Here is a 23,468-nt window from a genome sequence, read left to right as displayed (position 1 = left end):
CTGCCCTGCACTTATGAAGGTCGTATTCTAATTGCATTTTGAGACGCTCTAATTGAGAATGATTCTCCATTGCCGAATATCAATCATCCATACCTACCATCAGAGCAACCTGTGACCATGCAAAAACATCATAGATATAACAGAACATTTCTGAAATTTTTTTGTCTTTGCGCAACCATTCTCACCACCACCCCTGTTTTAGCACATGCAGAAGAGACGCAGGTTGAGCAGGACCGCCGCCGGTTGGGCAATTCTGGGCCACTGATTGAGCAAATTGATCCAGCAACAGTGCGAGATTCCCAACGCGCAGCAGAAGCGGCAGCTACCGAGAAAAAGGGCGATGACACACCAGACATGAGCGACCACCTATTGGGTAATATGTGGGGCGCTCGGGACTGGATGGCCAAACACGGTATCAGCTTTGATATTCAGGAAGTGGATGAACTGTGGGGCAACGCCACAGGTGGCACAGCATCAGGGGCCGATGGCGCCAGTGGTTCGGGCACCGGCCCAGCCTATGACGGTGTAACTATGCCAACCTTGACGGTAGATTTGGAAAAACTGATTGGCCTGAAAGGGGGCACATTTAATGTCAGCGCCCTACAGTTGCGCGGGCGCTCCATCTCTCAGGATCATCTGGCCAACTTCAACCCGGTTAGTGGATTTGAGGCCGATCGTTCCACGCGCCTGTTCGAATTATGGTATCAGCAGTCTTTTCTGGACGGCAAGCTGGATGGTCTATGGTATTATTGACCAGATGATCTGGCGCCCTTCACTCCAATCTCCACAATCTGTAGGCATTTTTGCACGGGCCACAGGTAATGGTGGGGACCGAAACATGATCAGCTTTGCCATTGATGCGGGCATCAATCTTAAAGCCCCGTTCAAGGGACGTGATAATGATACGGTGGGCCTAGGCTGGGGCATTGGCCGTGCTTCTTCTGGCCAGCGGCGGTATGATCGTAACTCTGGCGCACCTGTACAAGGCAATGAAAACCATCTGGAACTTACCTATCAGGCACAGGTCACCCCTTGGTGGGTCATGCAGCCAGACTTCCAATATGTCTGGCATCCCTCTGGCGGTGTAACGGATTGGACGGGCAACCGCCTTGTCGGGAATGAAGCCATTTTTGGGCTCCATTCCAACATCACTTTCTAAAAATTATAAATAAAAAAGCATTCCCTTTCGGTTGCCATTCCATAAATGGAAAAAATGGCAACGTTAGGAAATGCTTTTTTATACACGCAAAGTTTGTATAGAAGGCCGCTCGGAAAAATCAGACAGTCTTCCGCGCCACACCGTTTGCTGATGGCAGGCATTTTTCAGCCAAAGCACCAAAAACCAGCCCCAATACAGACCACAAAACAATCTGCATTCCGATAGATGCTTCTCTAAAACGCCAAAGCACTACAGCAGGAAAATTGTCTGGCACTTCATTAAAATCTGGCAGACCAAATTGCACAGCGGCGACAAGCGCAATCCCCAGAATAATGCTACATACAGCCGCGTTCCAATGCCCGATTACGTTAGACAGTGCGCGCCCCACCAACAAACAAATCATGGAAATGGCAATAGAAAGACCAACCATTGCAAAATACATTTCTGTCCTCAGCGCAATGGTTTCTTCCTGCCCAACTGCAGGTGGGTTGGGTGGATATTTTAAATCTGGTATCAGCACAAACGTTAAAAACCCAACGCCAGACAGCAATAATGCCATAGCGCGTGGACTTAATGTTGCAAGACGCTGATAGGCAAATGCAAAAACAATCGCAAAAATACCGCCATATGCGGCACCGTACATCAGCACAGCAGTAAGCAAGCCCCAAGATGCCTGCACACCACGGCTTATCAGTTCAGGTTCTGGCGCGGCACCTGCAGCAGCATCCTGAGCGGCTTCAAACGCAATAGCCAAAGCGACCTGCGGTTCACCAAAAATTTTTGAAAATACAAAAGAAAGCAATGCAGCCAGAATGCCCGCGACCATGCCGCGGGCTAAAAGACGACCAACCATGAGTAAAACTTTCCTCTCGTGCCTTAGTGGCAGGGGAAACCAAGAAGATGGCGGCCATCATGCACAAATTCATGCACAGCATGTCCGGAAATCAGGGAAGTGGCGCCCTGCTCTGCACCTACAAAGTAGATCAGCAGTGCAGAAACAATCAGGCCGAAAACAGCCCAAGGCAGAATGGCACGAACCGGAATGCTCTGGCCCGCTGCCGCAACCGGCATAGCTGTATGAACAGATGTGCTCATGATGTTGTATCCTTTTTAAATTTAAAGCCCGCCAGAGCAGGCACAAAAGAGTGTGAAACAGAATTTCATGGTTTGGTCGGCCCTCATCATAGAAGGACGAAGCCTAACAGCAAGGGCATTCCGAGCACGCCTGCTGTTCTCCCACCTTGAGAAAAGCGGCACCCAAAAGGAACGTCATTCCATGTGAGGTACTTGCCTGCTCCATCCGTCAGATTCTCGCCAACCAGCAATCAACGGTGCAGAGCATACCAAAACCTCTTCCAAATTCTATTTGGAACACAAAGCATTGTTACACTTCACCACGCCGCGTGAAGACAAAAGCCCAAGATGTATTTAAGGAGAAATCTGCCCAGGGCAGAGGAGTAAACATCGCAAATCATCCATCTCCGGTTCCCTCGCCCGGCGATTAAACAAGACAACAACGGCAGGTCTCCTGACTTGCGGGTCATTGCGCATTACTCAGCCTTCCCGATGCGAACACCAGTGACTGCCGCTTTATGCGGCTAAGGAGTAATAGGCTCTCCGCCTACAGTTGCGAGGGCAGTTGCCGACTGGGTTCCAAAGCAGGAACCTCCGGCATTCCCTTTCAAACCCGCTTGCGCGGGACCGTTGTAAGATGGCGCAACCCTTACCTTATTTTTGCTTCATATTTCAATCTTTGCCTGATTATGCAGGTATAACTCTTGCCAGAGCCGCCATTTTAACCCACCTGTTTCTGCAGACTTTTCCCTGACTGGCGACTTATGGACCAACGATACCGCATTCCCCCACTAGCCATGCTCAATGCCTTTACGGCGTTTGCACGCACAGGCGGTATCAGACGGGCAGCAGCAGAACTGCGCGTAGATCACGCAGCCATCAGCCGCCACATTCGGGATCTGGAAAATATTTTAGGCACACCTTTACGGGATAAGGAAACAGGAACCCTTACATTAGCGGGTCACACTTATTATTCCCGCATCACCCCATTGCTGGAAGAACTGGCCACGGCCACGGCAGATATCCGCAACCATACGCCCCCTCTTACCATTACCTGCGCGCATGGTTTTGCGTACCATTGGTTGCTACCGCGGCTCTCCTCCTTTCGGCGCGCGCACCCTCAACTGGAAATCATGCTGCGCCCAGTAGATGCGAATACGGCTTTCCACGTTACGGGCGTGGAAACAGATAATCATGCTCATATCGGTTATGTGCGTGATGATGCCCCGTTAGCTGAACCCCGCAACACACGCAGCATGATTATTGCCCGGCCAGATGTTTTTCCGGTAGCGGCCCCCACATGTCTTACAGAACTGGGCGGGCAGCCCCGCACAACAGCAGATTTGCTCCGTGCACCCTTATTGCAGGAAGAAGATGAAGCCGAATGGAAACTCTGGTTTCACGCACAAAATGTAGCCTGCACAAAACTACCTGCCGCAACACGCCTGTGGCAGGCCCATATTACATTGGCGGCTGCCCGCGCCGGAGAAGGCATTGCTCTTGGCAATATCTTTCTGCTGGGAAATGATCTTGAAACAGGCCACCTTGTGCGGGTGCAGCCTACGCAAACCCCTTTGCGAGAAGTAGCCCTAGGGGCCTATCTTCTGCGCGCTTCTACTGCCACATGGGAGAAAAAATCTCTCATCACATTCCGAAACTGGCTTTTGGAACAGGTGGAACTGGAAACGCAAAGCACACATACCCTCCCTTAAAATGCAGTTAAGCGCCTACGTAACGATATGAACGTGCTCAATTGCTGGTGACTTTTTATCACCGCAGAGGCAACAAAAAATCTCCTCCCCCTCCCCCGCGAAACATTTTACGGAACAGAAACAACTTTGCCCGCAACATAGTTCCCGGGAGCCCATATTAATGGCCACGAATAAAGACCTTCTGAACCGCCGCACCAATGCTGTGCCACGCGGCGTTGCTACCTCCACCCCCGTTTTTGCAGACCGCGCAGAAAATGCCGAAATCTGGGATGTGGAAGGCAAGCGCTATGTTGACTTTGCCGGCGGCATTGCCGTTCTGAACGTTGGCCATCGCCACCCAAAAGTGATGGACGCTGTTAAAAAGCAGCTAGACCGTTTTACCCATACGGCTTTTCAGGTTTCTGCTTACGAGCCCTATATTGAACTGGCTGAAAAGCTGAATGCCCGCGCACCGTTTTCTGGCGATGCCAAAACCATTTTTTTCACCACGGGTGGTGAAGCTACAGAAAACGCCGTAAAAATTGCGCGTGCAGCAACTGGCCGCAATGGCGTGATTGCTTTCTGCGGCGGCTTCCATGGCCGCACGCTGCTGGCTTCTGCGCTTACGGGTAAGGTTCTGCCTTACAAAGCACCCTTCGGCACACTGCCGGGCGAAGTTTACCACATCCCCTTCCCCGATGATCATGACATCACGGTGGAAGACAGCCTGAAGATGCTGAACTTCCTGTTTGCGGCTGATATCTCCCCCAACAATGTGGCTGCCATTATTATTGAGCCTGTGCAGGGTGAAGGCGGCTTCCGCGTTGCCCCTACAGCACTGCTCAAACACCTGCGCGCCATTTGTGACCAGCACGGCATTAAGCTGATTGCAGATGAAGTGCAGAGCGGCTTTGCCCGTACTGGCAAGCTATTTGGTATTGAGCATTCTGGCGTAGAACCCGATCTGGTGTGCATTGCCAAATCTCTGGCAGGCGGTTTCCCGCTTTCCGGCGTGATTGGCCGTGCAGAACTGATGGATTCCGTGCCTCCGGGTGGCTTGGGTGGCACATATGCTGGCGCGCCGCTGGGCTGTGCTGCTGGCTTGGCCGTGCTGGACATTATTGAAGAAGAAAAGCTTCTGGACCGCGCCAACAGCATGGGTGAACGCCTGAAAGCCCGCATTGCAGGCTGGCACAAGCGCACAGATATGCTGCCTGTCAGCATGCCGCGTGGGCTGGGCGCAATGGTTGCCTTTGATATTCTGGAACACCATGCTGGTGTGGAACAGCGCAAAGGCTTTGGTTCCAAACTATGTGCCCGTGCCTGTGAAAAAGGCTTGATCCTTCTGGCCTGTGGTGTGCAGGGCGCTACCATCCGCATTCTGACACCGCTGACCGCATCTGATGAACTGGTTGATGAAGGCTTGGACATCATCGAACAGATTCTGCTGGAAGAAGCAAAAGCCTGATCTGCATTTTTCTGCAGTTATCAGCAAAAAGGCGGCCTTTCTTGGGGCCGCCTTTTTCTTTGCCTTGTCATATATTTTTAAAATCAGAATTCATTTCACCAAATATATCGTCATAGTCAGGCCATCATTCCTGCTTACTCTTGAAAATAACGATCAAGAAAAACAGGAGGCCAGAATGACAGCATTTGGCGCGTATTGGCTGCAAATACAAAATTCTTTTCGCAAATTACTGCAAACTTTGCACAATTTAAAAATGCGCAAAGCCGCACATATCAAACATTAAATACGCCATCCCTCCTGTTCTTGCGCAAACAACAAAAAAGCCCGCCTACCATCAAAGGTAGAGCGGGCTTTTTAGCGCCGTTATGCAGCGTTATTTTTTATCATCAGAAAACGTGTTCTGACCCCACCGGCCAACATCGTGCGCGGCATTTTCTGTGCCTTCCTTGGTTTTGTCCCAAGCGTGCTCGGTCCCTTCGCTTGTCTTGTTCCAAACCTTGTGAGAGCCCTCTTTGGTTTTGTCCCAAGTTTTTTCCGTACCTTCGCGGGTTTTATCCCAGGCGTTATGGGTGCCTTCTTTGGTCTTATCCCATGCCTTTTCACTGCCCTCGGTGGTTTTGTCCCAAGTCTTGCGGGTGCCGTCCTTGGTTTTGTCCCACGCTTTTTCTGTGCCGTTGCTTGTCTTTTCCCAAGCCTTGTTCGTGCCTTCCTTGGTCTTGTTCCAAGCGTGCTCGGTTCCTTGGCGGGTGTTATCCCATGCGCGGCCCAGCATGCCTTCCTCAGCGTGAGCACAAGGCAGGCTTAAAGCAAACATGGCAGCACCCAGCAGAGTTGTAGCGGCCGTCCGAAAAGAATTATGAGACACGAGATACATCCTCTTAAGTGAAAACCTTATTGCTAAAGGTAAGTATTCAAAGGCTTTATGGCAAATGTACGCCACATCCGTGGCAGTTCTGCCAAACACGTTTAACGCGGCAGAGAGTCCAGCGCGGCCTGCAAGATATATGCTGCAGCCAGCCGATCCACCATTTCTGCCCGCCGCGCGCGGGAGAGATCAGCTTCATCAATAAGCATACGATTCACTGCTGATGAAGAAAGGCGTTCATCCCACTGGCATACGGGCAAGCCTGTCTGTTCCGAAAGCGCAAGCGCCCAATCTCGGCTGGCCTGCGCCGCTGGGCCAAAGGACCCATCTAAGGAAAGGGGAATCCCCACAACCATGCCGCCAATTTCGTGTTCTTTGGCAAGATCACGAATAAAGCTGGCCATTTGCCCTAGTTTCCCGCGTTTTACCGTTTGAAATGGTGAGGCCACCATGCGGGAAACATCGGAAAGCGCCAGCCCCACCTGCTTTTTGCCGGGGTCTATCCCTAGCAGGCGTGCGTGTCTGGGCAGGGTTGCAACAAGGTCTGTCAGGCTAAGCAGTGTCATACGGACGGTATGTTGCCTTTCGCGCGATTATGCTAGGTGCTTTCTTCCTATTGAGATCAAGAAAAGAGGGGTCCGCTTTCATGTCGCTAGACCTTGCGACCACCCGCCGCATTGCCAAACTGGCCCGTATCGGGCTGGAAGAGCATGAGCTTGAAGCCACACGCCAGAAGCTGAACGGTATTCTGGGCTGGATTGACCAGCTTGCCGAAGTGGATGTGGAAGGCGTTCCCCCCATGGTGGGGACAGAAACCGAAACCCTGCGCCAGCGGGAAGACAAGGTAACAGACGGCAACTGCCGTGATGCCCTGCTGGCCTGTGCGCCAGAAACCTCTGGCCCCTTCTATACAGTACCCAAGGTGGTGGAATAATGCTGACCGGACTGACGCTCACCCAAGCGCGTGAAGGGCTTGCCGCCCGCAAATTTTCTGCACGGGAACTGGCCAAAGCCCAACTGGACGCCATTGCCCGCCTGAACCCGGTGCTGAACGCCTATATTACCGTGTTGCCAGAAGAAACAGTTCTGGCGGCGGCAGATGCAGCAGATGCCCGTTACGCCGCAGGCACTGCCGGCCTTATGGATGGTCTGCCCATTGGCGTGAAAGATCTGTTCTGCACCAAAGGCGTGCGCACCACGGCTGCCAGCAAGATGCTGGAAAACTTTGTGCCGCCTTATGAAAGCACAGTAACGGCCAACCTGCTGAAAGCAGGTGCGGTTTTCCTTGGCAAAACTAACCTTGATGAATTTGCCATGGGCTCTGCCAACATCACATCAGCTTTCGGGCCCGTGGCAAGCCCGTGGAAGCGCAAGGATGATCCCTCCGCCACACTGGTGCCGGGTGGATCTTCCGGTGGGTCTTCCGCCGCTGTTGCTGCAGGCTTGGGCCTTGCCGCCACAGGCACGGATACAGGTGGTTCCATCCGCCAGCCTGCCGCGTATTGCGGTATTGTGGGGCTGAAGCCCACCTATGGCCGTTGCAGCCGCTGGGGCACCATTGCTTTCGCAAGTTCGCTCGATCAGGCAGGCCCCATGACACGCAGCGTGGCAGATGCCGGGCTGATGCTGGAAGCCATGGCTGGCTTTGATGAAAAAGACAGCACCTGCTCAAACCGCCCTGTGCCTGCTTTTAGCAAAGCTGTTGGTAAAAGCGTAAAGGGCCTGCGCGTGGGTATTCCCACAGAATATCGCTCCCCAAATCTGCCCGCAGAAGTTGTGGCCATGTGGGAACAGGGCATTGCGTGGCTGAAAGAAGCAGGCTGCGAGATTGTGGATGTTTCTCTCCCGCACACCAAATACGGCCTGACCACTTACTACATTATTGCTCCGGCTGAATGCTCCTCCAACCTGGCGCGTTATGATGGCATCCGCTTTGGTATTCGCAAGGATGCGCCCACGCTGGATGGTGTGTATGAAGCCACACGCGCCGCAGGGTTTGGTGCAGAAGTGCGTAACCGTATCCTGATGGGCACCTATGTGCTTTCTGCTGGCTATTACGATGCTTACTATCTGAAAGCCCAGAAAGTCCGCACCCTTATCAAACGCGATTTTGAACAGGCGTTTGAAAATGTGGATGTGCTGCTAACCCCCACCGCGCCATCTGCTGCCTTTGCGCAGGGTGAAAACATGGATGACCCGGTGCAGATGTATCTGAACGACATCTTTACCGTACCCGCCAGCATGGCCGGCGTGCCTGCCCTTTCCGTTCCGGTTGGGCTGAATGGTAATGGCCTGCCGCTGGGGCTGCAGGTCATTGGCAAACATTTTGATGAAGAAACCGTGCTGTCCATTGGCGGCGCGTTAGAAGCGGCGGCAGGCTTTACGCACCTTCCGTCCGTACATGCGGGAGCAGGCGCATGAGCTACGTAATTGAAGGTAAAACCGGCCCGTGGGAAATTGTGGTGGGGCTGGAAGTGCATGCACAGGTTATCAGCCAGTCCAAGCTGTTTTCCGGTGCTTCCACAAAGTTTGGGGGTGACCCGAATACACAGGTCAGCCTTGTTGATGCGGCTTTCCCCGGCATGCTGCCTGTTATCAACAAGGAATGCGTGGCGCAGGCCATTCGCACCGGGTTGGGGCTGAATGCCCAGATCAACCTGTTCAGCCGGTTTGACCGTAAAAACTACTTTTACGCCGACCTGCCGCAGGGTTACCAGATCAGCCAGTTCGAGCACCCTATCATCGGCAAGGGCTCTATCGAAATTGAGCTTCAGAGCGGTGAAACGCGCCAGATTGGCATTACCCGCCTGCATCTGGAACAGGACGCCGGTAAGCTGCTGCATGATCAGGACCCCACAAAATCCTTTGTGGACCTGAACCGCGCCGGCGTGGCCCTGATGGAAATTGTGAGCGAACCCGATATTCGCGAACCAGAAGAAGCTGGGGCTTACCTACGTAAGCTGCGCCAGATTCTGCGCTATCTGGGCACGTGTGATGGCAACATGGAAGAAGGCTCCATGCGTGCGGACGTAAACGTTTCTGTGCGCAAGGCGGGTGAGCCTTTCCGCACCCGTTGCGAGATCAAGAACGTCAACTCCATCCGCTTTGTGATGCAGGCCATTGAAGTGGAAGCCACGCGCCAGATTGAAATCTGGGAAAACGGTGGCGAAGTTGATCAGGAAACACGCCTGTTTGATCCGGGCCGCGGTGAAACCCGCACCATGCGCTCCAAGGAAGATGCGCATGATTACCGCTACTTCCCAGATCCTGACCTGCTGCCGCTGGTGGTAGAACAGGCATGGGTGGATGAGCTGAAATCCAAGCTGCCAGAACTGCCTGATGCAAAGCGTGCGCGCTTCCAGAAAGACTACGGCATTCCATCCTACGATGCTGGCGTGCTGGTTGCAGAACAGGCTGTGGCGGATTTTTACGAAACCGTGGCCAAAGGGCGCGATGGCAAGCTGGCGGCAAGCTGGGTGATTGGTGATCTGTTTGCGGCACTGAACCGCACCAGCAACACCATTGAAACCAGCCCTGTCAGCGCGGCCTCCTTGGGCAAAATGCTTGATCTGATTGCTGATGGCACCATCAACGGCAAGATCGCCAAGGAAGTGTTTGAAGACATGGTGGAAACCGGTGATAGCCCGGATGCCATTGTGGAACGCAAAGGCCTGCGGCAGGTCACCGATACAGGTGTGATTGATGCTGCCATTGCCGCTATTTTGGAAAAACATGCGGATAAGGTGGCAGAATACCGTGGCGGCAAAGACAAGCTGTTCGGATTCTTTGTGGGTCAGGTCATGAAGGAAACCAAAGGCAAGGCAAACCCGGCCCTGGTAAATTCGGCCCTGAAGGCTCAGCTAGACGGCTAAAATCTACAATTTGAAAAAATAAGTTTTCAGGGGGTTTGACGGAACGCGTTGAACCCCCTAAAAGCAGCGGTGCAAACGTCGTGTATGTTCGCACTCTTCGGCGGAGGGGTGGCCGAGTGGCTGAAGGCGGCGGTTTGCTAAACCGTTATACGATGTCAAGTCGTATCGAGGGTTCGAATCCCTTCCCCTCCGCCAGAGACGTCCAAAAAATCGCAGAAAAAAGCCATCTTCCGAGAGTGGGCTATAATTTTACCCCCCTTAACTCCCCTCTTAAAAACAACGCTGAAGAGATTATCCAGCCGTCCTGATGCGTGCCGCTCTGCAGTATGTAGCCGCAAAGATTAAGGGCCCCTCAGATAATAATATTCTTATTATGAAGAACTCTTATATAAATTATAAATAAATACCTTATTGCTACTCACAGAGAGAATAAGGGTAACAGAATAACCGTCTTATACGAAAAAGGCGCTCCTCATATCTGAGGAACGCCCATATCAATTCTACCGCAGCAACTAGCTTTGCCTATTCTAAGCTGCCCGTCCTTCCCGATGCTCTGGCTCATAAATCACCTCAGGAAAACCTGCGGGAAGCTTGGGGCCGCCACCAATCATACAACTTGGATGCGGGTCTTCCCTGTCAAATGGATAGGGAGCCATGAAACGATGGCGGCGCCTGTCCCATTTCCAGCCTTGTGCCCTGAGCCATTCAGAACTGGGGTCCCCGAAGATGTGCATCTTACCGGTTTCCTTATCCAAACGAATGCCCGCTTGCCTATACGAGGTTTGATCATCCGACAGAAGGACTTTCAAGCTTTCAACAATAGCTTCTCTATTCTTCTTCACCTTTGCCAGCAGATCTGAGGATATCGCGACTCGGTTACCTCGGATAACAGGCCTTCCCTCCACGAGAACAATCCGACAACCAATTCTTGCAAGTTCGTTTATCAGATGATCGGCAACAATTTCTGAGGATGTATCATCAGCCTGCAATTCTAAGGCGGAGGGATAAAATTTCTCAGCAAAAGCTTCTCTCTCAAATAAGGAGCGCAAAGCATTGCTCACCATGACAATGCCCTCCGGGTTATCCTTTTTTCACGGTAACCTTGGTAACTTGGTAACCAAGGATAAATACCCGCAGATTTCTGCTGTTTTTCTTCAATTAGGCTGGTTACCGCATCCACTCTGACCTCGGTAACCATGGTAACCAAATGAAAAATTATCACTGGTCACCTCCGATAATGTCTCCATTCACCACGTAAAAACGTGTCGTTTTATTCGTAACTGGATTTTTAACTGCGCTTGAAGGGCGGCCACCATCTCCCGCCCTTAGATAGCCGGCTTCAATCAGAGCCTGCGCTGCGCGCCTAGGATCAATGCCCTTACAAACCACATCCCGCCACGATGTTGGAAAAATGAGATACTCCCACCGGCTTCCTTCCGATGCGTCAACGCGACGACGATAACCAACGCGGTTTAACGTCTTGTCGTATGAGTTATTGGCGTCACCTGAGCAACTCAGAGGCTCAAATCTGCTGTTGCCGTGTTGTTCTATGAACAGGCGCACCTGCTCAACTGCTTCCTGATCTTCTCCAGCCTGCGTTCCGCCACGATCATCCAGCCATGACATAAAACAGGTTTTCGCAGCCCGCGTAGCTTCTCCCGATGGCCACGGCAGAATCTTGTAAGCCACGGCCATTTCACCAGCCGCAGCCACCAACCCAAAGCGGCGCACAACAGAACGCACCTGCCCGCTTGTTGCTATGCCATTAGGCAGGCAGTCTGCTTCAAACCGGTCCACAAGCCTCTTGATACCGGATGCGAGACCCGCTTCATCGTCAGCACGTTCTTTGACAAGAGCATCAAGATAGGCGCGGCTGGCCGTACCATAATGAGTGCGCGCAGCCCTGCGGATATGATCAGCAAGATCCCCAGCGCCAGGCATTCCGTGCAGATTTTCAAACACCCCCATACCGGCCCCAGCATCTGCCTGAATACTGACAAGACGTACCTCCTGCCCTGCCATAACCCGACGGCCAGCCTCTCCCATCTTGGTGGCAAGCGTGACCTCACCCGTTGATAAAAACAGAGACCGCCACGTCTTGCGGGCCCGTGCTTCCCCGTTTCGGCCTGCACGCTGCTTGCCGGTATTGTTGGCCAGCATATAGGTAATGTCTCCGACCTCGCGCCCGTCTGCCTGCCCCATCTCATCCAGAATCAACAAGGTGTCAGACGTCTCGGCAGCGATGCCCTCCGTCCCATTTGTCGTGCCACGCCATGAACGTATCTGCCCGTCCCTATCGCCCTTGCCCCAGACAGAGCCCGCCGCAAACAGGGCTGTGGATTTGCCTGTCTGGCTTGCGCCAACAATATGAAAACCGCCGGACTGTTCACCCATAATATCCAAAAGCGGCCCACTGAAAGCCACAGCCAAGGCGAATGCCAAACGGCTGTTTCCCACGGCGTAGACAGCGAGATCTTTCTGCCAATCCTCCAGCTTGCCCGCCGTGGCATACTCCATGCCAGCAGCCGCGCGCGTTGTCTGAAACGCCACAGCCCGACGGCCCTCCCCCAATGTCATGCCATTGGGCAGCACAAAAGCCGGCCCATCATCCGTCCTGTGCCAACCTGAACTGGTGACACAGCGCAGACGGCTTTTGGTATGAACGGAAGCAATGAACTGGCGAAGCTGTCGGGTAGCAGAAATATTGCAGTTCAGGCCTGCATCTTCCAGCTCACCCGCAATATCCTTACCTTCCCCGTGCACCATTTTACGCGGGATAGACCACTGATGCGCGCGCCGGTCATGATCTCGCCAGTTGATCAGCAATCCCCACCCTGTCCCGTTTTCATCTCGCGTTTCGGCAACAACCTCAAAAGAAGCACAAACCCATATGGCTGGTTTAGGAAGGCCATCTTCCCCTGCTTCTGGTGTGTAATAGAGGCCCCGGCTCGTCATACTGTAACCGGCCGGCATCTTCACATTGGCTTCTGCTTGTGGCGCACCATCAATGAGAGGGCGTAGGATCTCTACCGCAGCGACCTCATCACCTCCCGTCATTTCAAGGGGAAGGTCATCAGCCAGATCCCATTTGGGCGGTAAACCACTTGGCAGTTTAACCATCCGCACAGACGCGGCACCGGCGTCCCGTAGCGCCTCAATAGCGTGTTCAGCATATTTCTCACCGGCCTCGTCATTGTCAGGCCAGATCGTGACATCCCGGTCTGCAAGCGGTGACCAATCGGCACTGCGGGCTGATGTGCTCCCTCCGCTGGTGAGCACTACCAGATCGGGAAACAGGTCACAGGCGGCATCAGCAGCTTTCTCGCCCTCCACCAGAAGCACTGGCGCATCAGGCTTGGCAGCGAGCCTATCCAGACCATAGAGAGGCAACGGCTTGGCTGGTTGTTTCCAATGCCATCCCGTGACGTCATGACGTTTACCATTGCTGTCAGTCCAGACGCGGCGGCCATACGTTAGCGGGCGCACTTCCTTTTTCGGAATCCCATCTGCACCGGGCTTACCGTTATACCGGAAACGGGCGAACAAAGGTCGCCCCTCCGCGTCCCGGTACACCCACGTATCTGTGGCATTGCGCGGCTCCTCCGGTTCGGAGGGCGCTGGCGTCATCGGCTCCCAAATTTCCGTACCGTGAATATCTGCCGCAAGCCGACCGGCAGCCTGCCTTTCCTGATCTGTCAGCGGTTTGAACAGGCTGTTCTCATCTATGCAGGCCATAGCAGGCGTATGCTGGGAATCACTCATCGCGCATCCCCTGCCAGCCCCAGCATTTTTGCCAACATCACGGCTGCCTCATATTGTGAGCAATCCGCCAGATAGGCTGCAAGGGAGATGACATCCCCGCCGCGCGCATCGGCCTGAGCAAAGTCTGCCCAGCGACCTGTGTTTAGGTTCACACTGAAAGAGCCGGGTTTCCTGTCACTCCGCTTGGGGTTGCGCGCCACCCATTCATGGCCCTGCTTCTTGCCATCCGGAAGCCAGCGACCCAGCAGCGCAAGCAGCACCCCAAGGGAAGCGCGATTGATTGTCTGAAAATCAACAGGAGTGCTCACATTTGAGCAGGCCCCTTTCTTATCGGCACTGTGTGTTTTCATGCCTTTTATGTCCTAAAAGGCCCGAAAAACCATGACAAAACCATGGGCTTGCGCTATAAAAATCCTGCTGTTTTTGGATTTTTAGGGCACATTCCCTTTGGCACCGGTCACGGTTTTTCGTGGCCGGTGTTTTTATTTGGGGTTCTTGGCGGAGGGCAACGCAAGCCTTGCCGTAGTCGGCAACGAGTTGAGATACGCCACAACCGTATCCGTAATCACTACAGTCTTGCGGCCCACTTTCCGAAGATCAATGCGACCAGCGCGCCCCATCCGATACAGATGGGATCTTGACATACCGAATAGGCGCGGCGCGTCCTCCATAGGAACGGCCAGTGGTAAATTTCCAACTTTTTCCATTATCGCGTCCCCTTATGCGGGAGCGCAAAAAGCAGAAGCAGGACTACTGCTCCCCAGCAATACCCGCTCAATCAAAGGCAGGTCAGAGCGGCGAACAAACCGCCAACGACCTTTACGGATACATGGGAAACGCCCCGTATTGGCTTTGCCGTATATCGCACTCATGGATGGCAGGTTATCGCCACCAGGCTTCGCGCCAATTTCTGCAATGGCATCAGAAAGCGGGATTAAATCTTGGTTTTCTATGGTCATGTTAATGCCCTGTTAGTCGGTTAAAACCGCCAAACGGGACGGTGACTACAACGCCGCAAGCGGACACACACACACATAGTGCTTCCATTTTGCGTGCTGGTACGGCAAAAAACTGGCGCGAAACCCGAGCAAAGGTAACGTGATTTTTCTTGCCGTACCCGGTCTAGTCACCGGTTCCGTTCAGCAAAATAAATCTGTCGAAAAGTCGCCTTGGTGTTGGCGCACCAGGGCGATTTTTCGTTCTATACACTCTCTCTCTTTCTCTCTCCTCCTATTCTAAATAAAGCCTAGCGACGGCAAACAGCCAGTCAAAGATAAAAACAAAAAAATATTAATATTTCTGTTTTTCCATTTTGTAGAAACAAGATATTCATTTTGAAAAAATAATAAAATGATTAACAGATAGTTACATGCGACCATCTATGCTCATATTTGGAACATAGACGGTCAACACTGCACACTACCCTCCCTCTTTATTATCCGAGCAGACCATCCATTGTTCCAGCCCTCGCCATAACCCACGCAGAACAACTGGATGCCCTATCGGTAATGGCTCACTGTTTGGTCCACGTTCAGCCCTGATGTCACTTGCTTTGGGATTAGAAGGAGAGAATTTTTTCTTATGATCTGACGATTGAGAAACTGCAGTTCCCTTTACGCCTACCCGGTGTTCGTACTGATACCGGCATACCACCTCAGATCGGCCAATGTGACGACCTATAGCCCGCCATGCATGGCCTTGGTTACGGAGGGCCACCACAAGGTCAATTTCCTCCTTTGTCCAATTTGAACGCCCCTCCGTCATGATGATGCCTCCGCAATGGCTGCGCATCGGCGTTCCATTTCACCGGATAGCCATTCCAGAGCCATGCCCACAGCGCTCATGTTGGGGCCGCTTTCTTCCGAACCAGTAAGCATGCCATTGCTCATGGCCTGAAGGCAGATTCCGATGCAGGACAATTCGCTGGTTGCGTCCTGAATGACGCTCAGCCGGTCAGGTGTTGCCACGGGGCTTTTGCATCGTTGTGATGCAGAAGTTTGTTTCTGGCTCATGCCTTTGCCCCCGTAAGTGCCAGAACATCCCTCGCCAGACTGGCTTCCATACTTCTGTCATCTTCGGACACAAGAAGAACCAGACGGGCCTTACATTGCATATCCTTGATGTTCCGGGCTTTGGTGTTCGCAACAGCGCGACAGGCCTGCACGAAGCGGCGGCTTTCCGTTTCTCCTTCCTTGAAATTATGAGCTTTCCAGCTACGGCGATCAGAATTGATGGCAGCGACCGTGGCGGCCTGTATTGGAGTGATCATGCTGCCCCTCCCAAATACTGAGACATATAAAGATCAAACAAACGGGCTTTAGCTGATGTGGTGAACAGTAGGACGTAATCATCCACAAGCGGCGCCCCTCCGTGCTCAATAAGTCTGCGCGCCAATGTGCCCGCTTCTTGCCGAATAAGTCTTTGCGCGACAGATAGCGGCAGACCATCAACGCCCCAGATATTCTCGGCCCATGTCCTGCTATGCTTGATCGGATCACACACGCCCAACACTGCGTAAGCTTCATCTGGTGTCATGCCACTTCCTCCGGCAACATCCAGCCTGGCGCATCTTTCACGCCTGTATGCGCTGCCAGCAGATCCAGATGATCCTGCAACCGGTGGCTCAACCAATGGAGCGCTTCGGGTTCGGTGATGTCGCATTCATCACAGCTCCATCCGGCTGTTACTTCCACTATAAGGGCGGCCATCATTCGGGCGTCTTTCAGGACAAGTTCCTGACTACGCATATTCTTGACGGTTTCCTGTTCGAAACCTGTGAGAGACATCTGGTTGCTCATGCCTTCTCTCCCCGAAAGAAAGCAGCATTTTTCTCCGCTTCAACTGCAATCATGTCGAGATACGATGATAGAAACAAAGCTGCTCCAGCGATGATCTCAGCATCTTCAGATCTTTCAGGACGATCTGTATCACCAGAAAAGTGCGCGATTGCATCCGCAATAGAAGCTGCTCGCCGGGCATACTTGGCCTGAAATTCTGCGGTATATGCAGCATTGTTCTTGAGGCTGGCATTCATCGTACAGCCTCCAGCTTCTGGGCTGCGTGGCCAGTTACGACAGGATCAGAAGCCCCCAGCCCCAACAGCGTCAGAGCAATAAGAGCTGGCACCACCAATGCGGGAAGGCTTGTACAGAAGATACGGAATGCCCATGTGTGTATGGGCGTGCTATAGGCACGTTTAGCCATTGCCGAAACTCCAGTTCGGTTTGTGGTTAGGCTGGGTGTGGAGGTCCTACGCTCCATATCCAGCCACCTGTCACACGGTGACAAGATGGGCTAAATGTGCCACCTTCAGTTTCAATGTCAATAACTTTGTTACAGGGTGACACTTTGAACGCTGCACAATGCCGTATGGCCCGTGCCGCCTTACAGCTGGGCGTGCGAGAATTGGCGTCTGCTGCCAATGTTTCCCCAACGACGATTACACGCCTAGAACGTGGAGAGCAGCTTTACCCCCGTACGGTCTCCGCCATCCGCACAGCTCTTGAGGCCGCGGGCGTCGAGTTCATTGCTGAGAATGGTGGTGGGGCTGGGGTTAGGTTTAGACGAGAAAAAGGGACACCCGTTGCATGAGCCGCTTTCTCTCTCAGGCCGAAGCTCAAGCTCTATTTGAAATGGAAAAACGGCGCCAGACCGACCAGCTTTGGCAACTGCCTAATGCTGGGGGCGGATTAAGCGTTCCACTCATCTCGACCAGCGCCACAGAGGCTTTCCACTTAGATATCCGACGATCTCGCATGGAATTACGAAAAGGCACCGTCCAAAACCGTGCACGAACCAATATCGTGCTTGCACGAATAGATTTCGGTGGATCTCCGCATCGCAATCCAGATGATGAGGAAATCCCGTGCCCGCATATCCATCTATATCGGGAAGGTTTTGGAGACCGATGGGCTTATCCTATTGACCCAGAAATCTTTACCGACCCGACTAGCCACTGGCAAACGCTCATTGATTTTATGCGTTTTTGCAATGTTATCGAACCGCCTAATTTTGAACGGGGATTATTCTCATGAATGAAATTGACCGTTTAATTGAAGGCTATTGGCGATGGTTACGAGACAAAACAATCACCAAAACTACCGGAGCCTGGACTGAAATCACTACGCCCTATTTGGATCGTCACAATGATTATATTCAGATTTACGCGCGCAAAAATGACGATAAATTCCTGATCACCGATGGTGGAGAAACCATACTAGATCTCGAACAGTCTGGCTGCTCGCTAGAAAAAAGCCCAAAGCGTCAAGCTATTTTGCGGACAATCCTGAATGGTTTTGGTGTGCATGAGAATGATGGCGAACTACAGATAACTGCAACCAGTGATAATTTTTCTCTGCGGAAACATAATTTTGTACAGGCATTATTGTCGGTTCAAGATATGTTTATGCTAGCTACGCCGACCGTCGAATCTATTTTTTTAGAGGACATTGCAGAATGGCTTGATGAACAAGACATTCGTTATACGCCCAATGTAAAATTCGCGGGGAAGACAGGATTCGATCATCAATTCGATTTCGTGATCCCAAAGTCACGGAAAGCCCCTGAGCGCATTCTGCGAGCTATCAATAATCCCAATCGTGGATCTGCTCAGAATTTGATTATGGGATGGTTAGATACCCGTGAATCTCGTCATGCTGCAGGTCATACTGATTCTGTCCTTTTTGCTTTCCTCAATGATGAAACAAAAGCGGTTTCGGGCAACGTGGTCGATGCATTCGAAAATTATGGAATCACGCCTATTAAGTGGAGTGATCGAGATGCGTTTAGAGAGCGTCTTGCAGCTTAACCTGAGCCTCATGACTGGCGATGCGACTATCCGCTTGGCCATTGGGGCTGGATATCCTGTGTCCATAATTAGGCGGCTGTCCGCCGTTTGATCCAAAAGGGGCTTGGGGCGGATAGTGTTTTATCCAGAGGATGTTCAGTCCTTGCTGGCTAGTTTGGACAGCCACTTCTGCAATCAACTCACCAGTTAATAAACGTGTGGAGGACGTATTCCTGTGAAGGGAAAAGCCGTGCCTTCACTATCCAGTATGCCCTGCAGAACCTGTCGAGGGGCTCGCTTGCCCTTATGGTGTGCAGGTCGAATGTCAAACATATGACTATGCCAATTCAGTCCTTCAGAGGCATTGTGATTGCCATGTTACATATTTGATTCTACCGATGAGCGATTAACAAACAGATACACGAGTCCTTATTATGCCCGTGGTTGCTATACCGACGGAACAGTCAGCCTTCGATCTCTTAAGAAATATTTTAAATGAGACGATTGATATTGGTAATTTAGAAATTGACTATAGTTCGGCTCTTTGGGCTGGGTTTCACCTTAAATTAACTGGTAGGCGCTACCATTCCACTCTTAATGCTGACCTAATGAGGGCTCTGGTTGAATATCAGGTTACCTTGTACCGCGTGGCTGCATTTGTTAGAAATGGCAAACTACGCGGGTCTGCTCTTGATGAAAATGCGCGTGAGAATCTGAAGCTTGATTTTCAAGTAAAAGAAGGTAGCTCTGATATTTGGGCTGGAGTATGCAAGGCGCTCCCTGAGTTATTAGGGAAGGTAACGGATGGAATGGGACCTAAAGCAAAATTCGTTCTGTCTTTAACGACCATCCTTTTACTATTTGGTGCTGCTCCGATTAAAGAATGGATGGATGTCCAGCATGCTATTCAGAAAGAACAACTTCAATCAGCGGATCATAAAGAAGAGTTAGCTGTTCTTGATCACGCTGTTGCCGCTGTGACACAAACAAATAAAGAACAGGTAGAAGCTAACCAAAAAATTCTTACGGATGCAATAAATACCGTTAAAGAAGTAGGTATTATCCAGAGAGAATCACAAAATGCTACTGCGCAAATAATGAAGCAGGCCAAAGACGCAGATACTGTTACATTTCAAGGTAAAGCTCTTCCTGGCGAAACTGTCAAAATTCTTCAAACAGGATTCAGAAAAAGCGGCGATAAAGTTAACGTCACAGGGATATTTAAAGTCGAAAAAGTATCGTCCGTGCCTGGTGAAGGATTCTCCTGTCAAATTCGTGGACAAGACGGAACCACGATACAGGCTACATTGGCTGATGCTGTAATGGCGGAACACGACCAGAAAATTATCCGAGATGCATTCTGGTCCAAACAATCTATCCAACTTACTGTTTCAGCTAGAAAAATCGGAAAAGAATATCGTAATGCTGAAATTGTACAGGCAGACAATCTTCCTGATCGTTAATAAAGGCTCCCACTGTTTCCCATATTTATCCTGCCCTTGTCATCTGTCTCTTAATATTCCCAACCGTAGTAGGCGAAACACCTACCATCTGGGCAACTGCTCGAAGTGGCATGCGTATCCCCTCCGCAGTTTGCAGTATCCGCACCACCTCCGCCCGACGCTTGGTAGCCGTGTCCAAATTGGACGGAGGGGATGAGGCTGAATTCGGACGCGTCTTATTCCCCATATCTGGGGAATCTATAACATGGGGATTTCCCATGTTTTGAGCTTCTGAGGTAGCGCGGTTTTCGGCGCCACCCACTTTCCCGACAGAGGCGGCCAAAGATCCCCGGTCAGGGGAAATATCCCCAGAGGTAGATTTTAACCTTTGGGAGTTCTCCGCCTCATGCAGCCGTTCCAAATCCCGCAGGATGGAAGCACTGTCGTCATAGATACCTTGACTTGCTTCCTGGAACCGCAGACGCACGATAACATCAGACAGATTACGTGCTTCCAGTTCCTTGTTGATCAGATCACCTAAGGCCCGGTGTCTGAAGTCGCCTCCTTGCGTGAGATAATCCCACTGGCCATTGCTGTCTGCGATGTTCCGGTCATCGTAGAGCTTTTCCCAATACTCATATTCCGCAATGGCATCGGGAATGTTGTCAGGCCAAGGCTTGACCGTAGCGAGGGCTGCACGAACCTTTGCCGTAGCGCTGAAGTGCTCACCATCCCACGTATCACACTGCCCAGCCTTTCCTTTCTTGTGGAAGGGCTTGATCGCCGCATCATAGGCTTTCTCTTCTGCCGTATACGCGAACACAGCTTCTTCCGAACCATAGCGCGCCAGCACTTCATCAATCTTGGCACGATTGGCCATGCGCCATGCAGCCTGCTTTTTCCGTTCGGCTTCAGCATAGGCGCGCTGGTGCGCCGGGTTGCTCATGTCATAGAAGGTGAAGCCACCGGCGGAGGGTGCCGGCTCTTCATCCAGATACCCCTCCGTCAAAAGCAGATCAGGCACATCTGCCACTGTGTATCCGTGTGGCTTTACCAGCGCCTCCGCCCGATTACGGGCTGCATCTCGCTCCCCTTCAGTTCCCTGCTCTGCCAGAGCCCATACTTTGTTCAGAAGATCGAGATTGAGTTTCTTCGCCATGCCACCTGCCTTTGTCCAATTTGGACAATATCAGTGGGCAGGGTGCGGTACAAGGGAACTTGTCCAAATTGGACAGCGATATATGCCGACAATCATGCATCAGGTCAGCCGTATGTTGGCCTGACGCGCTCTAAAAGTCCGGCTATCAAAAGCATTCCGCGCTTCTTTCGCGATGGCCTTTGGATCATTGTTCGGGGCCGTAATATTGATGTGGGTGGTGATGTTGTTTGTATCACCAGAAGCCCCCGCGGAAGGCACTGAGCCTATCGCCTTCTGCATAGCCTCAACATAAGAAAAATCACTTGTTTTCCCCGGGGATGCCGACGCGGAGGGTGGTTTCCTTACAATGGACTGAAATAGCGAATCACCACCGTCCTTCGCGAAAGCGACTGATGCGTTATGGTGCGCCACACGCAATCCAATATGGTTCACGTAGTCTCTGGTTTCTTTCGGGGCATGCGCCAACCAGTTGGATGCGTAATCGCCCCAGAGATTTTCAACGCGCCTCGCTCCTGCATTGTAGGCTGCAACACCCATTGCAAGGCTGCCAAATTTATCCCGATCCTTCGCAATTCTTAAAGCTGCATAAGAGGCTGCCTGCCGCCAGTTATGCGGGTTAACCCCTGCTTCGCGTGCAACATCGGGCATGATCTGAAAGTCACCCTGAGCCCCCGCAATGGAATCATGGGCGTTTTGACCTCGACTACTTTCCTGCGCCCATATCGCATCCATCGTGCCCGCCGGAAATCCGTACTTGCGGTCCAGTTGCTGTAGAATATTTTGCCTGTCAGCAATTCCTGCGGGGGTGCCGGATGCAGCATCTTGCTCTTCATAGGAGCGGCCCAACCCGACTTTGGAAGCCCAGTTATCAAGTATGGCAGCGCCTGGAATGTTGTTATCGAACCACCGGCCTATTTGGTCGTTTGGATCTACATATTCCAAGCCTTCATGTGCCGCGTATCCCACGCCAGCGGCTGCCAATATTTTTGACAGGCCACCCATGCCAATGCCTGTTGCTACGGCCAAGGCCCGCACGTTGGTCATGACTTGCAGGAATTTAGACCCTACCCACAGCCCGAACAAAAGTTCAGCCGCTTTTGTCCACCCCCCAACAGCCTTAGCCGCGCTGTCAGCATCCGTGGCAAATCCCTCAACACGCTTTTCGATATCTGCCCAGTCTATCCCCTTGAGATAATCCCACCAGCGTTTCAGCTCATCGCCCACGCCCTTCCAGTCCACATGCTCAATGGCATCACCAAAGCGGGTGACATACTGGTCGATATCCTGCCGCAGCCAGCCTTGGTTCTTATCAATCACGCCACCAATCAGCGTCATCAGGTGATGCACTTCTGGGCTAAGGTCGGTCATGATCGAACGCCCGAAGGATTCAGACTGCGCCGTCAGCTTTGTCCAGTCGGCCAGAAGCTGCCCGGATGCACGGCTGTCTCGCTCCGTGGGTTCATACTGCTTGAGGGATTTATACAGTGCCTCAATACGCTTGGGGCCAAGTTCCAACATATTGATGGCACCCTGCGAGAACCCCGCCTGCCCTGCCAGCGTAGAGAAAAGCTGCGGGCCAAGACGCTGTGCTGCGCGTGCCATGTCAGGAAGCAGCGCGTTGAAGTCGCGCAGCCTGCCGTGGGCATCTTCCAGGCGCACACCCATCTGCCCGAAGGCCATGCCCAGATTACGCCGACCATCAATGGTCTGGAATTGCGAGACAAGAGAACCAAGGCTGGAGGACATATCGGACGCACTGCCGCCCGCTGCTTCCGCCACCTTCTGCCAAGTCGTCAGCGTGTTGACTGACGTGCCAAGGTTTCTGGCAAGCTGGCCCGCTGCCACGTTGCTGGCCGTGGTGTCGGACACGAACGCCTTAAGCGCCTTGCCGCCCGTCAGCACAGCAAGGAAGGCCAGAGCATTGCGCTCAAGATGCCGGAAAGAGTCTGCCGCCGTGTCCGTGGCCTTGGCGACACCTGCGCTCATCTTGTCCGCGCCAGACGTCACATGCCCGAACAGCGTTTGAACCTGTTGTGCGCCTTTTTTCAGCGCCTTCGGGTCAAGCCCAAGTTCAACCACAAGCGCATCAACTACAGTTGCCATGTTTCTTTCCCGCAAGATGGCGCACGGTAGAGTTTTGCTGATCTGGCATATTCAACTTGCGTTAAGCCGGTTCACCAGCGCCATTTC

The 23,468-nt window shown here is 52.4% G+C and carries 28 protein-coding genes, 1 tRNA gene, 1 pseudogene and 1 riboswitch; of the genes and pseudogenes, 12 read left to right on the top strand and 18 right to left on the bottom strand.

Going from position 1 to position 23,468, the window contains the following annotated elements; all coding sequences use genetic code 11:
• Positions 1-117 precede the first annotated feature (117 nt).
• Positions 118-1,159, top strand: a pseudogene (locus QQM41_RS06985) (carbohydrate porin).
• 118 nt (positions 1,160-1,277) lie between these two features.
• On the opposite strand, the gene QQM41_RS06980 reads toward QQM41_RS06985, so the two are convergent.
• Both QQM41_RS06980 and QQM41_RS06975 read right to left on the bottom strand, forming a co-directional pair.
• Positions 1,278-2,012, bottom strand: coding sequence for a CbtA family protein (locus QQM41_RS06980; RefSeq protein ID WP_339076675.1), 735 nt, complete (start codon positions 2,010-2,012; stop codon positions 1,278-1,280).
• A 23-nt stretch (positions 2,013-2,035) separates the two neighbouring features.
• Positions 2,036-2,254, bottom strand: coding sequence for a CbtB-domain containing protein (locus tag QQM41_RS06975; RefSeq protein WP_050818696.1), 219 nt, complete (start codon positions 2,252-2,254; stop codon positions 2,036-2,038).
• Between the two features lie 405 nt (positions 2,255-2,659).
• Positions 2,660-2,880: riboswitch (cobalamin riboswitch) on the bottom strand.
• A gap of 117 nt (positions 2,881-2,997) precedes the next feature.
• On the opposite strand from QQM41_RS06975, the gene QQM41_RS06970 reads away from it, so the two are divergent.
• The 3 genes from QQM41_RS06970 to QQM41_RS06960 all read left to right on the top strand — a co-directional run bounded on the left by QQM41_RS06970 (position 2,998) and on the right by QQM41_RS06960 (position 5,675).
• Complete coding sequence (locus tag QQM41_RS06970) at positions 2,998-3,945, top strand: LysR substrate-binding domain-containing protein (protein WP_050818698.1); 948 nt, start codon at positions 2,998-3,000, stop codon at positions 3,943-3,945.
• Positions 3,946-4,105: 160 nt separating this feature from the next.
• A complete protein-coding gene (gene gabT, locus QQM41_RS06965; RefSeq protein WP_050818700.1) occupies positions 4,106-5,392 on the top strand; it encodes a 4-aminobutyrate--2-oxoglutarate transaminase in 1,287 nt (428 codons plus the stop codon).
• A complete protein-coding gene (locus QQM41_RS06960) occupies positions 5,340-5,675 on the top strand; it encodes a hypothetical protein (protein ID WP_339076674.1) in 336 nt (111 codons plus the stop codon). The genes gabT and QQM41_RS06960 overlap by 53 nt, the downstream gene beginning before the upstream one ends.
• Positions 5,676-5,765: 90 nt before the next feature.
• Here QQM41_RS06960 and QQM41_RS06955 read toward each other — a convergent pair whose 3' ends face one another.
• A complete protein-coding gene (locus QQM41_RS06955) occupies positions 5,766-6,206 on the bottom strand; it encodes an endoglucanase (RefSeq protein ID WP_339076673.1) in 441 nt (146 codons plus the stop codon).
• A 152-nt stretch (positions 6,207-6,358) separates the two neighbouring features.
• Positions 6,359-6,823: a Holliday junction resolvase RuvX gene (ruvX, locus tag QQM41_RS06950; protein ID WP_003626252.1), complete on the bottom strand. Its 465-nt coding sequence runs from the start codon at positions 6,821-6,823 to the stop codon at positions 6,359-6,361.
• Positions 6,824-6,903: 80 nt separating this feature from the next.
• Between ruvX and gatC the strand changes: the two genes are divergently transcribed.
• From gatC to QQM41_RS06930, 4 genes are all read left to right on the top strand, one after another.
• Positions 6,904-7,191 carry an Asp-tRNA(Asn)/Glu-tRNA(Gln) amidotransferase subunit GatC gene (gene gatC / locus QQM41_RS06945; RefSeq protein ID WP_003626251.1) on the top strand — a complete coding sequence of 96 codons (288 nt, stop codon included), beginning with the start codon at positions 6,904-6,906 and terminating at the stop codon, positions 7,189-7,191.
• Positions 7,191-8,678, top strand: a complete 1,488-nt coding sequence (gatA, locus tag QQM41_RS06940) for an Asp-tRNA(Asn)/Glu-tRNA(Gln) amidotransferase subunit GatA (RefSeq protein ID WP_019088142.1) — start codon at positions 7,191-7,193, stop codon at positions 8,676-8,678. Before gatC ends, gatA begins: the two co-directional genes overlap by 1 nt.
• Entirely contained in the window at positions 8,675-10,129 is a 1,455-nt protein-coding gene (gatB, locus tag QQM41_RS06935) for an Asp-tRNA(Asn)/Glu-tRNA(Gln) amidotransferase subunit GatB (protein WP_003630539.1), read from the top strand. Before gatA ends, gatB begins: the two co-directional genes overlap by 4 nt.
• A gap of 102 nt (positions 10,130-10,231) precedes the next feature.
• Positions 10,232-10,324, top strand: a tRNA-Ser gene (locus QQM41_RS06930).
• Positions 10,325-10,656: 332 nt separating this feature from the next.
• On the opposite strand, the gene QQM41_RS06925 is transcribed toward QQM41_RS06930, so the two are convergent.
• The 12 genes from QQM41_RS06925 to QQM41_RS06875 all read right to left on the bottom strand — a co-directional run bounded on the left by QQM41_RS06925 (position 10,657) and on the right by QQM41_RS06875 (position 17,095).
• Positions 10,657-11,193, bottom strand: coding sequence for a hypothetical protein (locus QQM41_RS06925; protein WP_050818708.1), 537 nt, complete (start codon positions 11,191-11,193; stop codon positions 10,657-10,659).
• 154 nt (positions 11,194-11,347) lie between these two features.
• Positions 11,348-13,891: a DUF927 domain-containing protein gene (locus QQM41_RS06920; RefSeq protein WP_339076671.1), complete on the bottom strand. Its 2,544-nt coding sequence runs from the start codon at positions 13,889-13,891 to the stop codon at positions 11,348-11,350.
• Complete coding sequence (locus QQM41_RS06915; RefSeq protein ID WP_339076670.1) at positions 13,888-14,241, bottom strand: hypothetical protein; 354 nt, start codon at positions 14,239-14,241, stop codon at positions 13,888-13,890. The genes QQM41_RS06920 and QQM41_RS06915 overlap by 4 nt, the downstream gene beginning before the upstream one ends.
• A gap of 132 nt (positions 14,242-14,373) precedes the next feature.
• Positions 14,374-14,535 carry a hypothetical protein gene (locus QQM41_RS06910; protein WP_339076669.1) on the bottom strand — a complete coding sequence of 54 codons (162 nt, stop codon included), beginning with the start codon at positions 14,533-14,535 and terminating at the stop codon, positions 14,374-14,376.
• 75 nt (positions 14,536-14,610) lie between these two features.
• Positions 14,611-14,850, bottom strand: a complete 240-nt coding sequence (locus tag QQM41_RS06905) for a hypothetical protein (protein WP_339076668.1) — start codon at positions 14,848-14,850, stop codon at positions 14,611-14,613.
• 460 nt (positions 14,851-15,310) lie between these two features.
• The gene (locus tag QQM41_RS15715; protein WP_196332592.1) at positions 15,311-15,655 is read right to left on the bottom strand and encodes an SANT/Myb-like DNA-binding domain-containing protein; all 345 of its coding nucleotides are present in this window, start codon (positions 15,653-15,655) and stop codon (positions 15,311-15,313) included.
• Positions 15,652-15,903 (bottom strand): hypothetical protein, encoded by a 252-nt coding sequence (locus QQM41_RS06900; RefSeq protein WP_012812731.1) that lies wholly within the window; start codon positions 15,901-15,903, stop codon positions 15,652-15,654. The genes QQM41_RS15715 and QQM41_RS06900 overlap by 4 nt, the downstream gene beginning before the upstream one ends.
• On the bottom strand, positions 15,900-16,160 hold the full coding sequence (locus tag QQM41_RS06895; RefSeq protein ID WP_339076667.1) for a hypothetical protein: 261 nt from the start codon (positions 16,158-16,160) through the stop codon (positions 15,900-15,902). The genes QQM41_RS06900 and QQM41_RS06895 overlap by 4 nt, the downstream gene beginning before the upstream one ends.
• Complete coding sequence (locus QQM41_RS06890) at positions 16,157-16,426, bottom strand: hypothetical protein (RefSeq protein WP_012812729.1); 270 nt, start codon at positions 16,424-16,426, stop codon at positions 16,157-16,159. The genes QQM41_RS06895 and QQM41_RS06890 overlap by 4 nt, the downstream gene beginning before the upstream one ends.
• Complete coding sequence (locus QQM41_RS06885; RefSeq protein ID WP_124295225.1) at positions 16,423-16,689, bottom strand: hypothetical protein; 267 nt, start codon at positions 16,687-16,689, stop codon at positions 16,423-16,425. The genes QQM41_RS06890 and QQM41_RS06885 overlap by 4 nt, the downstream gene beginning before the upstream one ends.
• The gene (locus QQM41_RS06880) at positions 16,686-16,925 is read right to left on the bottom strand and encodes a hypothetical protein (protein WP_042786818.1); all 240 of its coding nucleotides are present in this window, start codon (positions 16,923-16,925) and stop codon (positions 16,686-16,688) included. The genes QQM41_RS06885 and QQM41_RS06880 overlap by 4 nt, the downstream gene beginning before the upstream one ends.
• Positions 16,922-17,095, bottom strand: a complete 174-nt coding sequence (locus QQM41_RS06875; RefSeq protein WP_185327938.1) for a hypothetical protein — start codon at positions 17,093-17,095, stop codon at positions 16,922-16,924. Before QQM41_RS06875 ends, QQM41_RS06880 begins: the two co-directional genes overlap by 4 nt.
• 165 nt (positions 17,096-17,260) lie before the next feature.
• Between QQM41_RS06875 and QQM41_RS06870 the strand changes: the two genes are divergently transcribed.
• The 4 genes from QQM41_RS06870 to QQM41_RS06855 all read left to right on the top strand — a co-directional run bounded on the left by QQM41_RS06870 (position 17,261) and on the right by QQM41_RS06855 (position 20,140).
• A complete protein-coding gene (locus tag QQM41_RS06870) occupies positions 17,261-17,482 on the top strand; it encodes a helix-turn-helix transcriptional regulator (RefSeq protein WP_339078082.1) in 222 nt (73 codons plus the stop codon).
• A complete protein-coding gene (locus QQM41_RS06865) occupies positions 17,479-17,925 on the top strand; it encodes a DUF6978 family protein (RefSeq protein WP_003626446.1) in 447 nt (148 codons plus the stop codon). Before QQM41_RS06870 ends, QQM41_RS06865 begins: the two co-directional genes overlap by 4 nt.
• Positions 17,922-18,698, top strand: a complete 777-nt coding sequence (locus tag QQM41_RS06860; RefSeq protein WP_003626443.1) for a DUF1829 domain-containing protein — start codon at positions 17,922-17,924, stop codon at positions 18,696-18,698. Before QQM41_RS06865 ends, QQM41_RS06860 begins: the two co-directional genes overlap by 4 nt.
• A gap of 413 nt (positions 18,699-19,111) precedes the next feature.
• On the top strand, positions 19,112-20,140 hold the full coding sequence (locus QQM41_RS06855) for a hypothetical protein (protein ID WP_003626441.1): 1,029 nt from the start codon (positions 19,112-19,114) through the stop codon (positions 20,138-20,140).
• Between the two features lie 25 nt (positions 20,141-20,165).
• On the opposite strand, the gene QQM41_RS06850 is transcribed toward QQM41_RS06855, so the two are convergent.
• Together QQM41_RS06850 and QQM41_RS06845 are read right to left on the bottom strand one after the other, a co-directional pair.
• Positions 20,166-21,278: an Lrp/AsnC family transcriptional regulator gene (locus QQM41_RS06850; RefSeq protein ID WP_339076666.1), complete on the bottom strand. Its 1,113-nt coding sequence runs from the start codon at positions 21,276-21,278 to the stop codon at positions 20,166-20,168.
• Positions 21,279-21,377: 99 nt separating this feature from the next.
• On the bottom strand, positions 21,378-23,381 hold the full coding sequence (locus QQM41_RS06845) for a transglycosylase SLT domain-containing protein (RefSeq protein ID WP_339076665.1): 2,004 nt from the start codon (positions 23,379-23,381) through the stop codon (positions 21,378-21,380).
• Between the last annotated feature and the right edge of the window lie 87 nt (positions 23,382-23,468).

The organism is Acetobacter sp. AC2005 (assembly GCF_037901235.1).
GTDB classification, from domain to species: domain Bacteria; phylum Pseudomonadota; class Alphaproteobacteria; order Acetobacterales; family Acetobacteraceae; genus Acetobacter; species Acetobacter oryzoeni.
Note: the sequence above shows the minus strand (reverse complement) of the source record. Positions and strands in the feature narration are given on the sequence as shown.